General features: G+C 71.7%; 11 protein-coding genes. 9 read left to right on the forward strand and 2 right to left on the reverse strand.

Annotated elements, in window-relative coordinates; all coding sequences use genetic code 11:
- Positions 1-19 precede the first annotated feature (19 nt).
- Entirely contained in the window at positions 20-568 is a 549-nt protein-coding gene (locus FHS37_RS10715) for an XRE family transcriptional regulator (RefSeq protein ID WP_229889967.1), read from the reverse strand.
- Between the two features lie 476 nt (positions 569-1,044).
- Here FHS37_RS10715 and FHS37_RS10720 point away from each other — a divergent pair, with 476 nt between their 5' ends.
- From FHS37_RS10720 to FHS37_RS10760, 9 genes are all read left to right on the forward strand, one after another.
- Entirely contained in the window at positions 1,045-2,448 is a 1,404-nt protein-coding gene (locus FHS37_RS10720) for a KamA family radical SAM protein (protein ID WP_184819473.1), read from the forward strand.
- A gap of 19 nt (positions 2,449-2,467) precedes the next feature.
- Positions 2,468-3,622: a capreomycidine synthase gene (gene vioD / locus FHS37_RS10725; protein WP_221499587.1), complete on the forward strand. Its 1,155-nt coding sequence runs from the start codon at positions 2,468-2,470 to the stop codon at positions 3,620-3,622.
- 5 nt (positions 3,623-3,627) lie between these two features.
- The gene (locus FHS37_RS10730; RefSeq protein WP_229889966.1) at positions 3,628-5,553 is read left to right on the forward strand and encodes a non-ribosomal peptide synthetase; all 1,926 of its coding nucleotides are present in this window, start codon (positions 3,628-3,630) and stop codon (positions 5,551-5,553) included.
- A 132-nt stretch (positions 5,554-5,685) separates the two neighbouring features.
- Positions 5,686-6,720, forward strand: a complete 1,035-nt coding sequence (gene vioC / locus FHS37_RS10735) for an arginine beta-hydroxylase, Fe(II)/alpha-ketoglutarate-dependent (protein ID WP_184819477.1) — start codon at positions 5,686-5,688, stop codon at positions 6,718-6,720.
- An 8-nt stretch (positions 6,721-6,728) separates the two neighbouring features.
- Positions 6,729-7,472, forward strand: a complete 744-nt coding sequence (locus tag FHS37_RS10740; protein WP_184819479.1) for a hypothetical protein — start codon at positions 6,729-6,731, stop codon at positions 7,470-7,472.
- A 74-nt stretch (positions 7,473-7,546) separates the two neighbouring features.
- Complete coding sequence (locus FHS37_RS10745) at positions 7,547-9,571, forward strand: NAD-dependent epimerase/dehydratase family protein (protein WP_184819481.1); 2,025 nt, start codon at positions 7,547-7,549, stop codon at positions 9,569-9,571.
- Complete coding sequence (locus tag FHS37_RS10750; RefSeq protein WP_229889965.1) at positions 9,568-10,272, forward strand: PIG-L deacetylase family protein; 705 nt, start codon at positions 9,568-9,570, stop codon at positions 10,270-10,272. Before FHS37_RS10745 ends, FHS37_RS10750 begins: the two co-directional genes overlap by 4 nt.
- Positions 10,265-11,497 carry an ATP-grasp domain-containing protein gene (locus tag FHS37_RS10755; RefSeq protein WP_184819485.1) on the forward strand — a complete coding sequence of 411 codons (1,233 nt, stop codon included), beginning with the start codon at positions 10,265-10,267 and terminating at the stop codon, positions 11,495-11,497. Before FHS37_RS10750 ends, FHS37_RS10755 begins: the two co-directional genes overlap by 8 nt.
- A complete protein-coding gene (locus FHS37_RS10760) occupies positions 11,494-12,645 on the forward strand; it encodes a glycosyltransferase family 2 protein (RefSeq protein ID WP_229889964.1) in 1,152 nt (383 codons plus the stop codon). Before FHS37_RS10755 ends, FHS37_RS10760 begins: the two co-directional genes overlap by 4 nt.
- On the opposite strand, the gene FHS37_RS10765 is transcribed toward FHS37_RS10760, so the two are convergent.
- Complete coding sequence (locus FHS37_RS10765; RefSeq protein ID WP_245005456.1) at positions 12,610-14,220, reverse strand: CocE/NonD family hydrolase; 1,611 nt, start codon at positions 14,218-14,220, stop codon at positions 12,610-12,612. The two genes, FHS37_RS10760 and FHS37_RS10765, sit on opposite strands and share 36 nt — an antisense overlap.
- Positions 14,221-14,248: the final 28 nt, after the last annotated feature.

The following is a 14,248-nucleotide window of genomic DNA, read 5'->3' on the forward strand; positions in this document are numbered from 1 at the left end:
GAGGCGCGGGGTGCACCGGTCACGCCAACCGATCTTGTCGACCTGCCGAGTTGTACACGACCTTCGCCGTTGTGCTGAGTTCTGCGGCGAAGATCGCGGATGCCGCCTTGAGCACATCGTTGGCGCGCCGCAGCTCCTCGACCTCGCTGCGCAGCCGACGCAGTTCGGCCCGTTCATCGCGGGTCAGTTCGTCCGTGCTGCAACCGTGCGCGGAGACGGCGGACGCGAGGGTGCCAGGGTGCGTTGGGCAGCGGTCCGGATTCCGGTTCCGGTCCGGGCCGCCGTCTGCTCCCTGGGCCTGGCCCCACTCGGGCTCACGCTCCGCGCCGTGCTCCAGAGCACTCTGCTCGGAGCGAGGACGCTCCCTCTCCGCGCCGCCCAAGTGCCCGTGTCCCGGTGTGTCACGTGCTTCCATTTCCCTGTTGACGCTATGCCAGCGGCGCGACCACAGCTCCAGGTCTCCGCCGCACGCGGCCACATAGGCGAGGGTCACTTTCAGTGAGGGTTTGTGCAATCCCCGCGCGGCCTCGGCGAGCGTGGACACGGAGTAGTGCGCCCGTTTCGCCATGGTGCGGTACGAGGGGTTCCCGGCACGCCTCCGTAAGGTGCGCAGGTCGTGGGCGAATGCCTCCAATGGTCCTGCATCAGGGTCCAGATGTCGCTCTGGCCTGGGCATATTTCCCCCTGGTCTCGACGAAGCTCAGATCCCGTCGGGCCATACAACCGTGGTCAGCGGTGCCCGGTCCCGACGGCACAACAGCACCGGATTCGCGGCTATTGGTACATGCCGGTTGCATGTACATCAACTGCCGGACTGATAGTTCAGGCCAGTCACGCAACCGGTCGCGCAGCCTGGAAGTGCCATCCGCCCACCCTGCCAACACCGACTGGCCGCTCCCCGCTTCGTTGAACGAGGCCCAGTTGTATAGGGGCGCTCGGCGCTTTCACCCCTGTACAACTTCCCCTCGTGTACAACCCACGCCCTCTGCAAGATCGACGGCAGGCGATACGGCCGAAACCGATGGGATTGGGTGGGGCGGGTTGGTGGACACAACACGCAGCCAGACGGAATCAGCAACACCGGAAGGTGTCTACGAGTACCGCAGCCGTCCGCTCGTGGAGCCGGACTGGCGGCGCTTCCCCGGGTGGCGCGACGTCACAGCGGCCGAGTGGGCGGACCCCCAGTGGCAGCGCGCCCACTGCGTGAAGGACGCGAAGGGGCTTCGCGCGGTCATGGGCGACCTGCTGGACGAGCGCTTCTACGAGGACTGGGAGCAGGACCGGCTGCACCGCGCCACCATGTCGGTGCTGCTGCCGCCACAGATGATCAACACCATGGCCTCGGAAGTGGCCGACGCCCGTCCGGGCGAGCTCACCAAGGCGTTCTACGACGATCCGGTGCGCCGTTACATGCTGCCGGTGTTCTCCGACCGGCACCCGCAGTGGCCCTCGCACCCGATGGCCAGCCGGGACTCCTTGCACGAGCAGGACATGTGGGTGGTGGAGGGACTGACTCACCGCTACCCCACCAAGGTACTGGCAGAGCTGCTGTCGACGTGCCCGCAGTACTGCGGGCACTGCACGCGGATGGATCTGGTGGGCAACTCCACCCCCCAGGTGTCCAAGAACAAGCTCCGGCTCAAGCCGTCCGACCGGGCCGACCGCATCCTGGAACACCTGCGCGCCTCCCCTGGCATCAGGGACGTGGTGGTCTCCGGCGGCGACCTGGCCAACATGCCATGGCCGCGCCTGGAGCGCTTCATCAGCGGCCTGCTGGAGATCGAGTCGATCCGGGACATCCGCCTGGCGAGCAAGGGGCTGGTCGGACTGCCGCAGCACTGGCGGTCCGGCCCGGTGCTCGAGGGCGTCGCGCGGGTCGCGCGGACGGCCCGGTCCCGCGGGGTGCGCATCGCGCTGCACACCCATGCCAACGCCGCCCAGCAGATCACCCCCGCGGTGGCGGAGGCGGCCTGGGCACTCCTGGGGGCTGGGCTGCACAGCGTGCGCAACCAGGGCGTGCTGATGCGCGGCGTCAACGACAGCGCGCACGATCTGCTCGACCTGTGCTTCGCGCTCACCGACCACGCGGGGATCACGCCGTACTACTTCTACATGTGCGACATGATCCCGAACGCCGAGCACTGGCGGGTGCCGCTGCACCGCGCTCAGCTGATACAGCGTCAGATCATGGGCTACCTGCCCGGTTTCGCCACACCCCGCATCGTGTGCGACGTGCCGATGGCCGGCAAGCGCTGGGTCGAGCAGGCCGACTCCTACGACCGCCAGCTCGGCGTATCGCACTGGAGCAAGAGCTATCTCACCCCGCTTGAAGCGGTGGACCCGGAGACCCGCAGCGGCTCGTACCACTACTACGACCCCATCGACACGCTTCCGCTCGCCGGACAGCGGTGGTGGCGGGACAACCACCAGGGCACTCGTCAGGGGTAGAAAGGGACAGTTGCACAACATGAGCAGTCTGCGTCCGCTGCGTGAGGACCCCCCGGTGCTGGAGGAGTGGTACCGCCGGCATCTCGGCCCCGACATCCACGACATCAGCTCCAGCGGCGTCCACCCGTACACCTTCGCGGAGATACGCGAACTGTGCCGCATCCCGGCCGAGGATCTGGACGCCGTCGTCATGGACGACAGCGTCTCCCAGGGAGGTGCCGGCATCCGGCAGGCGATCGCCGACCGGTACGCGGACGGCGCCGCCGACCGGGTGCTGGTCACCCACGGCTCCAGCGAGGCCATCGCGCTCACGCTGAGCATGCTGCTGCGGCCCGGCGACCGGGTGGTCGTCCAGCAGGGCATCTACCACTCGCTGGGCCACTACCCGCGGGCGGCGGGTTGCGACCTCGCCGAGCTGCCGGCGGCGGCCGTACGCGACGGCGAGATCGACGACGACGTGCTGGAGAGCCTGGTCAGGCCGGGAACCAGGGCCGTCATCGTCAACTTCCCGCACAACCCGTCCGGGGCCACGCTCTCGCCGCAGGGACTGAAGGCGCTGACCGAGCGGACCGCCGCCGTCGGCGCGACCCTGGTGTGGGACGCCGCCACCGCCGAGATCGCGCACCGCTGGGAGGTCCTCCCGGCGGTCGCCCACGACGACATGGTGTCCTACGGCACCTTCTCCAAGACGTTCGGTCTGCCGGGACTCAGGGTCGGCTGGGCCATCGCGCCGCCGGAGCTGATCACCGCCGTCTTCCCGCTGCGCGACCGGACCACGCTCTTCCTGTCCCCGCTGGTCGAGCTGATCGCCGAGCGGGCGATGCGCCAGGCCGACGTGCTGATCGGCACGCGGGCGGCCGAGGCGCGGCGTAACCTGGCGCACCTCACGGAGTGGATGGCCGAGCACGAGGACCTGGTGCGCTGGACGCCACCGGAGGGCGGGGTGTGCGCGCTGCCCATCTTCCGCGAGTTGGAGCGGGCCGCTGCCGGGCCGGCCGCGGTGGAACGGTTCTGCCTGGAGCTGCTCTCCCGCCACAACACGCTCCTCGTGCCGGGTACGGCCTTCGGCGCGCCGCACGGCGCCCGGCTCGGCTTCGGCGGCCCGGAGGAGGGCTTCCGGGCCGGTCTCGCGGAGCTGTCGGAGTTCCTGCGGACCCGTGGGGCCGCTCGGTGACCGCCGTGGACTTACCCGACGTACTGGACCTGTGGGACCACCGCGTACGCGAACATGCCGAGGAACCCGCCCTGGTGACGCCGCGGCAGATGCTGACGTACCGGTCGGTGGACCGGCTGACGGACGCCTGGGCCGGTTCCCTGGCCGAGCGCGGCGCGGGCCCGGGACGGCTGGTGGGCCTCGCCTTCTCCGACCCCGGCCGCACGGTGCTGGGCATGGTCGCGGCGCTGAAGACCGGGGCCGGGTTCACCGTTCTGGACGGACGGCTGCCCGCCGCCGCGCGGGACTCGCTGGTGCGCCGCACGCAGGCGGCGGTGTGGCTCGGCGACGGCGCCCACGCACCCGCGACAGCGTACGTGCCGGCCTGCCCCGCCAACGGCGGGACGGCGGACGCCGACGGCTCCGCGGCCCGGCGGCCGGTCCGGGCGGCGGCCGGCAGCGACGTGGCGTACGTGCTGTTCACCTCCGGGTCCACCGGGCAGCCCAAGGGCACCGTCATCGAGCGCGACTCGCTGCGCCGGTTCGCGGTCGCGGTCGCCGAACGGCTGGAGCTGGCCGCCGGGGACCGCTGGCTGCAGGTGGCCTCGCTGGGCTTCGACGTGCTGATCGAGGAGGTGTTCCCCGCGCTCGTCTCCGGCGCGGCCGTGGTGTGCCGGGCCGACACACAGGCCCTGGACGCCGAGGAACTGCACACCACGATGACCCGCACCGGGACCACCGTGGTGGAGCTTTCCACGCAGTACTGGCTGGAGTACGCCCGCTGGCTCGACACACGTGGCCTGACCACCCCGGCGGAGCTGCGCCTGGTGGTGGTCGGCGGCGAGCGGATGGACCCGCGGCCCTACCGGGAATGGCAGGCCCGCCAGCCGGCCCGGCTGGCCCACGTCTACGGACTGACCGAGTGCACCGTCAGCTCCACCTTCTACACGGGGCTGCTTCCGGCGGACGCCGAGGAGGTTCCGCTCGGCACGCCGCTGCGGGACGTGGAGATCAGCGTCCGGCGCGACGGACGGCCGGTACCGCAGGGCGAGTCCGGGGAGATCCACATCGGCGGACCGCTGCTGGCGCGCGGCTTCCTCGGTGACGAGGCCGCCACGGCCCGCCGGTTCGTGCCCGACCCGCTGTCCGCCGACCCCGGCGCGCGCGTGTACAGGACGGGTGACCTCGGCCGGATCGACGCCGACGGGTACCTGGTCTTCCTCGGGCGGCTCGACGACCAGGTGAAGATCCGCGGCCACCGGCTGGAGCCGGCGCGGGTGGAACGCGCCCTGTGCGAGGACCCCGCCGTGGACCAGGCCGTGGTGTTCCCGGACCCCCGGACGGGAACCGCGCTGTGGGCCTTCACGGTCCCGGCCGACCCGCGGCACGCCCCGCTTCCCGGCGAGGCGGTCCGTCTGACAGGGGCGGAGCGGGACACGCTGGTGGCGCCGCTGGAGGCGCACCTGCCCGACTGGGCCGTGCCCAGGGTGCTGTACCGGGTGTCCGTCCTGCCGAAGAACCCGCACGGCAAGATCGACAAGCGCCGCCTGAGCGACTGGGCCGCGGCGGGGTCCGGCGGTGCGGGGCAAGCGCCGGGCACAGCGGAGGCCCCCGGCACACGGGAGGCGCCGGGTGCACCGGCCGCACCGGCCGGATCCAAGGCGCCGGGCGGATCGGACATGCCGGGTCCGGGCGCCGAGCCGGAGTCTGTCGACGCATCACTGTCCACCGTCGTGGACATCTTCCGCGAGGTCCTGGGCGAACCGGGGATCGGTCCCGACGACGACTTCTTCGAGCATGGCGGGCAGTCCCTGCTCGCCATGCGCCTGCTCGTGCGGCTGCGAGAGTCCTTCCCTTCGGCAGCCGGGCTGAGGGCGAGCGCAGTGCTCCGGTTTCCGACTCCCCGGCTACTGGCCGGGGCGCTCGCCGCCGACAGGGCCGCCCGGCTCTGACCGGCCGCGCAGGCGGACCGCGTCCGCGCAGCTCACGGACCATCGCGTCACCCAGCACCGCCCGAGGGCCCGCAGGCCCCGCTCCAGCTGCCTGCGGGCAGTAACCATCCACTAGATCAGCGAGAGTTGGCAATGTCGAACCTCACCGACCAGTCCACACGCAGCTACACCCTCACCCCCGACGAGGCCAGCGCGACCGCAGAGCTAACCCTCGACCTGGCCGCCACCTACGCGTCCTTCGAAGACGCCGACCTGCTGCGCGACCTGCCGCGGCTCGCGACCCGGCTGCCGCTGGGCGTGCAGCGCTTCCTGCGCGACTTCAAGCTGGGCGACCGCCACGGCCATGTGGTCGTCCGCGGGCACGAATTCGACCAGCGGCGCATCGGGCCCACCCCCGAGCACTGGCGCGGCCGCCCCCGGCCCGGCGGGGAGTTCCCCGAGGAGCTGCTGTTGATGCTGTACTCGGCGCTGCTCGGCGAGCCCTTCGGCTGGGCCACGCAGCAGGACGGCCACCTCGTGCACGACATCTTCCCGATCCGCCAGCACGAGAACGACCAGCTCGGCATGGGCAGCAAGGAGCTGCTGACCTGGCACACCGAGGACGCCTTCCACCCCTACCGCAGCGACTACCTGATCCTGGGCGCGCTGCGCAACCCCGACCGCGTGCCCACCACGATCGGCGAGCTGGACCTGGCCTCGCTGTCCGAGGAGGACATCGACATCCTCTTCGAGCCGCGTTTCCACATCGCCCCGGACGAGTCACACCTGCCGAAGAACAACACCATCACCTCCGAGGAGCAGGCCGCCCGCTTCGCCACCATCCAGAAGATGATCGACGAGCGGCCGCTCGGCCCACTGCTCTACGGCTCCCGGCAGGACCCGTACATGCGTCTGGACCCGTACTTCACCTCCGTGCCGGAGGACGACGCAGACGCCCGGCGTGCCTACGACGCGCTGTGCAAGGTGGTGGACGCGGGGATGCGTGAGGTGGTCGCGGACCAGGGCGACGTGCTCTTCATCGACAACCACCGGGCGGTGCACGGCCGCCTGCCCTTCCAGGCCCGCTACGACGGCACCGACCGCTGGCTCAAGCGGGTGTGCGTCACCGTCGACCTGCGGCGCTCCCGCCCGATGCGGGCTACGGCCGAGACCCGGCTGCTGGGCTGAGCGCACCGGTGACGCTCACCCTCACGGATCTGTCCCGCGACCCGTCGCTGCTGCCCGAGGTGGACGCGCTGATCGGCGCCAACATGCCCGCGTTCATGAGCTGGGAGTCTCCCGGCAACTGGCGCTGGCACGGGATGTACGAGCGCTACCCCGCTCACCAGCTCTGCCTGGTGGACGGCGACGGGAAGCTGGTGGCGGCGGCCAACGGGCTGCCGGTGCGGTGGGACGGCACCGCCTCGTCGCTGCCCTCCGGCAGCGACGAGGTCCTGGTGGAGGCCGTTGACCACGGTCCCCCGGACAACCCGGACGCCCTCTGCATGCTGTCGGTGTCCGTCGATCCCGCGCACCGGGCGGCCGGCCACGCCGAGCGGCTGCTGACCGAGGCCCGCACCCGGGCCGCGGAGCAATGCCCGCGCGGGTTGATCATCCCGGTCCGGCCCACGCGTAAGCCGCGTTACCCGCTGATCCCGATCGAGGAGTACGCCGCCTGGCGCCGGCCCGACGGCCGCTGTTTCGATCCGTGGCTGCGCACGCACCTTGAACTCGGTGCCCGGCAGCTGGGTTTCGCCCACCGGTCCCTGGTCATCCGTCAGCCGGTCTCCCGCTGGGAGGAGTTCCTCGGCCATCCGCTGCCGGGACCGGGTGACCATCCGCTGCCCGGCGGCCTGGTGCCGCTGCGGGTCGCCGACGACGGTCACGGAACGTACGCCGAGCCCAACATCTGGGTGCACCACGCGGCCGATGCGCCGTGACGCACGCCGCGCACCTCCGCACCGCGGCGTACCCGCCTCTCCCGAGCCATCCCCTCCGACCCCTTGGAGAACCCATGCCTCCCGTACGCCTCGCCATCGTCGGGTGCGGTGCCGCCGCCCGCGGCTGCCACGTGCCCGCTCTGCCTCCGCTGAAAGGCGATGTGCAGCTGACCGCACTCATCGACCGGGACCCGCGCCAGGCGCGGGCCGCGCTCGACCTGTACCGCGAACTCGCCGGTACCGGTGCCGACGACGTGGTGATCGCCACCGACCCGGCCGAGGCCGCCGACGCCTTCGACGCGGCCGTGGTCGTCGTACCGCACACCGTGCACGCCCGGACTGTGGAGTCCCTGCTCGCGGCCGGCAAGCACGTGCTGCTGGAGAAGCCGATGACCACCTCGGTGGAGGATGCCCGGCACCTAGTCGCCCTCGCCGCCGACACTTCCGCGCCGCGGCTCGCGATGGCCCATCCGCGGCGGCTCTTCCCCGCGTACGCCTGGGTCAAGCGGCTCATCGAGAGCGGCGACCTGGGCGACGTGGTACGCGTCGACTGGACGGAGGGCCACCCGTACGCGTGGGAGCCGGTCTCCTGGTCGATGTTCGACCGGCGGCTCGCAGGCGGTGGGGTGCTCACCGACACCGCCTCGCACGTCTTCGACACGCTGCTGTGGTGGCTCGGTCCCGACGTGGAGGTCATCCACTACGAGGACAACTCACTGGGCGGAGTGGAGACCGACGCCGACGCTCACCTGCGCTTCGGCTCGGTCGACGTGCACTGCGAGTTCAGCCGGCTGCGCGACCTCGGCATCTCCTGCACGGTGACGGGCACCAAGGCGACCGTGACCATCGGCACCGACTTCCCGGCAGGCGAGTGCACCCTGGTCACCTCGGACGGCGTGGAGCTGCACCGTGGCGACGTGGAAGCGGTGCCCCCCGCACAGGGCGAGTGGGAGCTGCTGTTCACCGAGCAGCTCGCCAACTTCGCCGCGGCCGTGCGCGGCGACACCGCCGTGCACTCCGGTCCCGAGGACGGCCTGCGCGTCGTCGAGCTGATCCAGGAGTGCTACGGCGGCAGCCACCGGAAGGCCGCGCAGCCCTGGACCACCCGCGGCGCCGCGACCGACGGCGGTGAAGCGCTCGCCGGCCTCACGGTGGCGGTCACCGGCGCGAGCGGCTTCATCGGCGGCCGTGTCGTCGAGCGGCTGGCCCTGGGCACGCAGGCCCGCGTCCGGCCGGTCGTGCGCGGCTTCGGCCGGGCCGCGCGGCTGTCCGTCCTGCCGCAGGAGCGGCTGGAGTTCCGCCAGGCCGACCTGCTGGACACCGACGGACTGCGGGCCGCCTTCGAGGGGTGCGACACCGTTGTGCACTGCGCCTTCGGCAGCGCCGGTGACGAGGCGGACCGCTGGGCGGCCTCCGTCGAGGGCACCGCCGACGTCCTGGCCGCCGCCCGCGGCGCCGGGGTCCGGCGGGTGGTGCACCTGAGCACCATCGACGTCTACGACCCCGCCGTCACCGGTGAGCTGACCGAGGAGTCGCCGGCCCGGCCGGCCGACCCCGCCGACCGCGAGTACGAGCAGCAGAAGCTCGCCGCGGAGCGGCTGGTCCTCGACGCCCACGGCCACGGGCTGGAGACCGTCGTGCTCCAGCCCGGCGTGGTCTACGGGCCGTGGGGCGGCCAGTGGACCACCGCCCAGCTGCAGCGCGCGGAAGGCGACTTCGCCGCGCTCCCGACGGGCGAGGACACCGGCGTGTGCAACGCTGTGTACGTCGACGACCTGGTGGACGCCGTGCTCCTGGCCACCGGGAAGGAGGCGGCCGCCGGTCAGCGCTTCCTCGTCGGCAACGGCGAACCACTCGGCTGGGGCCGGTTCTTCGACTCGATCCGCTCCCTGCGCGGCCTGAAAACGCCGGCGGCGCAAGGAGCCGAGAACCCGGTGCCGGACTGGGAGCTGGAACTGTACCGCTCGACCGCGCGGGCCCGGTACGACAAGGCCGAGCGGCTGCTCGGCTTCACCGCGCGCACCTCCTTCACCGAGGGCATGCAGCTGACCGGGCAGTGGGCCGGCTGGGCCCGGCAGGCACCGGAGGCGCGGTCGTGAACGGGGTCACCGACGTACTGGTGGTGGCGCCGCACCCTGACGACGACGTCATCGGCTGCGGTGGATCCATCGCCAAACATGTCAGGGACGGCGCCCGGGTGACGGTGGTCATCGTGATCGGGCGCGAGCGCAGCGCCCTTGACGACGCGGTCACCGACTCGCAGTTCGCGGCCGAGACGCAGGCCGCGGCGAAGATCCTGGGCGTGCACCGCTGCATTTCCTTCGACGAGCCGTCACGAGACTTCACGCTCTCCCGCCGTGTGCACCTCGACCTGGTGCGGGTGCTGCGGGAGGTGCGGCCGCAGGTGGTTTACCTGCCCCATGACAACGACGACGATGTCGAGCACCGCATGGTGCACCAGCTGACCACCGAGGCGCTGTGGATGGCGCAGTCGGACTTCTTTCAGGAGGCGGGCGAGCGGCCGATGCCGGCGCCCCGGCTGGTGCTCGGGTACGAAGTGTGGGCGCCGATGGCCCGGTTCCAGTACGCGGAGGACATCGACGGCCAGATCGAGACCAAGGTCGAGGCGATGCGCGCGTATGTCTCGCAACTGCGCCACGCCGCCTGGGACGAGGGCATCCGGGGACTGGCCCGCTACCGCGGCGCGCTGTCCGCGGGCTCGGGCCACGCGGAGGTGTTCCAGGTGCTGAGTCTGAGCACGCATCCCTCGGCCGGCGTACCGGGAGGCGACCGTGACTGAGCGGCTCCTGGTCTGCGGGCTCGGTTCCGGGATGGACCACTCGCTTTCGGAACTGCGTTCGCCGCGGCGGGAGCTGGTGGTCGTCACCGACACACCCACCGACCGGGCGCGGGCGGCGGCGGACATACTGCTGGTCTGCGACCCGACCGACAGCACGGCGGTCCTCGCGCAGCTGTCGGCGGCCGGCATCGACCGGTCGGACGGCGTGTTCTCGCTCGGCGCCGACAACCCGCCGGTGATCAGTGCGCTGGCGCACCGGTTCGGCTGCCCCGGCCTGCCGTTGGAGACGGCCCTCGACTGCACACTCAAGGACCGGCGGCTGGCGATCCTGCGCGAGGCGGGCCTGGACCTCCCCCGGTTCGCGACCGCCGAGAGCGTGGAGGAATCGCTGCGGGCGGTCGCCGAGGTCGGTCTGCCGGCCGTGATCAAACCCAGCGACCAGACCGGCTCGCTGGGCGTGATGAAGGTGGAGTCGCCCGAGGCGGTACGGGCGAGGGCGGCTGAGGCGCTGCGGCTCAGTCCCGTCGGACGGATCGTCGTCGAGGAGTTCCTGGAGGGGACCGAGCACACGCTGGCCGCCTTCATGGTCGACGGCAAGCTGCACCGGTTCGGTTTCGCCGACCGGGAGTACGGGCGCAAGGAGGAGTTCGCCCCGTACTTCTTCGAGGGCGGCGACACTCTCCCCAGCCGGCTCACCGCCGAGCAGATCGAGGAGGTCACCGACACCGTACGGCGCGGGGCTCGGGCCCTGCGCCTGGACCCGGCGGTGATCAACACCGACATCCTGCGCACCCGTGACGGCCGGGTGGTGCTCCTGGAAATCACGTGCCGGCTCACCGGCGCCCGGATCGCCACCGAGGTGATGCGGCTGGCCACCGGCGTGGACCCACTGCCCAACGTGGTGCGACTGGCGCTGGGCCAACCGCTGGAGCTCTCCGAGCTGCGTCCCACCCGCAGCGGTGCGGCGGTCCAGCGGTTCCTGCCGGCGGACGGCGGGGTGGTGGAGTGGGTCGGCAACCCGCGGGACGTCGCTCGCCGTGTCGGGGTGCACGACGTCTTCTGGGGCATCGAGCTGGCGCCCGGCATCGTGGTGCCGCCCTACCGCGGCGGAACCGACCCCCTGGCGGGCGTGATCGCGTACGCCGACGAACCGGCCGAGGCCGAGGCGATCGCCGAACGCACGCTGCGCGCGCTGCCCCTGCGGTTCAAGGCTTCGGCGGAATGACCACGACACCGGCGACGACCGCGCGCGGACCGCTGGGCGCGCACACCAACGAAACGAGGGAGAACGGGATGGCCACCGACCCGGTGGACGAGGTCGCAGTCGAGAAGGGGATCGCCCGCACCGCCGTGGTCATCGCCCTGCGCGACGACCTCCGGATCGCCGACTGCATCGCATCGATCGACGAGGACGTCGAGATCGTGCTGGCGCTCAACGGCCCCAGTGACGCCGTGCTGAAGCTGATCGACGAGCACCCGCGCCCGCTGACGGTCACCCGGATCGACGACGTCGGCAACCTGGGCGCGGCCTACAACGCGGGGGCCGCCGCCACCGACCGGCAGTACCTGCTCCTGATGGACTCCGACTGCACCTTCGCCCCGGGTGTCGTGCGGGCCATGGTCCGCGCCGTCCTGACCGCCCCGGTGGTCAAGGGCCAGGTGGTGTACGGGGAGTCGGACGGCCTGCTCAGCAAGCTGACCGCTCGGGTGCGGGAGTTCGACGAGGGCGACTATGTGAGCGCCCTGTCCCCTCCGCTCATCTACAACAGGGCGATCATCGACCACATCGGCGGCTACCACTTCGACGAGCTCATCCACTGGTGTGAGGACCGGGAGTTCGACTTCCGGCTCCAGCTGGCCGGCATCCCCGTGGTGTACCTGCCCGAGGCCCGGATCTTCCACGACGCCCAGCACGGCTTCGCCAACATGCGCAGCTACTTCCGCTACGGCGTCGGCGAGGGCATCGCCCAGGAGACGGGTGTGTTCACCACGCCGGCCGTTCCGGTGCTGTGGCGCGTGTTCGAGGCGACCAGGACCCTGGTGCACTGCGCCCGTGACAAGGGCGTGGGCGCCGCGGCTTACTACGCGCTGCTGAAGATCGCCTTCCACGTGGGCACCGCTCACCATCTGCTCAACGACCCGTATCGGGTGCGGGACCGCTACCCAGCCTCGGCCAAGCGGGCGCGTATGGTGCGGTCGATCCCGCAGCACAGCACCCGCCTGACCAAGGCCCAGCTGCGGCGGCTGCGCCGGGCTCACTGGGAGGCGGGCCGGCGGATCGAGAAGGTGACCGACCTGTCGGTCTTCCACCAGGACGCCGCCGGCCCGGCCGTCGGGTCAGCCGCCGACGAGACTCGGCAGCAGCAGGCGTGAGGGATGGTCACCGCCGTGGTGGACCGTGTGGTGCGCGACCACCCGAGGATGGACGTCGAAGCGCGGTGCGTTACTGGCCGCGATTTCCAGGCGGACGCGGTGGCCGGTGCGGAACATGTGGCCGATCGCACCGAGGCGGACGGTGACCTTGACCGGTCGGCCGGGGGCGGGCGGGGCGCCCGCCCCCGGCGCTGTTGCCGGTGCGGGCGCCGGCAACAGCCGGTGGACACCGTCGCACAGCAGCTCCGCCCGCCCGTCGGGCCAGACGTCGACGAGCTTGCCGGTCACGTCGGCGCCCGCGGCGTCCGCAGTGACATAGACCGTCAGTACGGTGTCGCCGACCACGGTCAGCGGGGCGGTGAGCGGGGCTCCGGTGAAGCACAGGACGTCGCCGCGCCGCTCGACCTCGCGCTGGTCGAGCGGGCCGCAGTCGCCGCCGGTGAACTGACCGGGCAGGGCTGTGGCGCCACCGGTGGTGGGTACCGGGTCGGCCGGGTCATGGCGGATCCTGTCGCTGCCGGCGGCCCGGGGTGCGGGTCCGGGCGTGAGCCGTCGGCCGTCCAGGTGGAGCACGTACTCCTCGGTGCCGGGGACCGGCCAGTCGGGGAAAGCGCGCCACTCATCGGCGCCGGTGACGAAGAGCCGTACCGGCTCCGGGGTCGCAGCACCGGTCCGCCGCCCGCGCAGATGGCGGTCGAAGTGGTCCAGGTGCAGGCCGGTGACGTCGAGCTCCCGCTCGTCGGCCGCGAGCCCGTAACGGCGCTGGGGAAAGATCCCGCCGGTGACGCAGTGGGACCAGGGGCCGACCACCAGACGCGTCTCCACGCCCTGTTCCCGAATTCCCCGGAAATTCTCCAGGGCACCGGCGAGGAATATGTCGTACCACCCCGTCAGATTCAGCACCGGAATGTTTATCGACGGATACGCTTCGCGCGGTGCGGCGCGCTTCCAGTAGGGGTGTCCGGAAGGGTGCTCGATCCATTGCCGGTAATAGGGGGCGAGCCGGTCGAGGAGGTCCCGGGCGGCGTCCGGGTCCGCGTACAGCGCGTCGATCCGGTCGACCGCGTCGGCCACCTCGGACAACTCCGGCCCGGCCAGCCCGGCTCCGCTGAGCAGCAGGTCGTACAGCACCCAGTAGAGGAGGAAACCCAGCTGGAAGGCACCGTCCTGCCAGGTCCAGCCCTCGTCGAACCCGGAACCGGCCACGTGCGGGGCGATGGCGGCCAGACCAGGCGGCCGCTCCGCCGCCGCGAGCAACGCCGCCATGCCCTCGTAGGAGCGGCCGAACAGGCCCGCCGAGCCGTCGCACCACGGCTGTCCGACGGCCCATGCGACGGTGTCCGCGCCGTCCGCGGCCTCGTTCCAGTACGGCTCGAAGGTGCCGCCGGAGGCGAACCGGCCACGGACGTCCTGCACCAACAGGGCGTATCCCGAGCGGACCAGCCGCAGGCCGTCGACGGAGGCCCCGCCGGGGCTGCCCGCTCTCCCGTAGGGCGTCCGCCGGATGAGCACCGGCACCGCTTCGGCCGTGTCCGGGCGGTAGAGGTCGGCGCTCAATAACACGCCGTCTCGCATCGGTATTTTCACATCGTCTTCCACAACA

This window comes from Streptomyces griseomycini (genome assembly GCF_014203535.1).
Taxonomy (GTDB): Bacteria; Actinomycetota; Actinomycetes; order Streptomycetales; family Streptomycetaceae; genus Streptomyces; species Streptomyces griseomycini.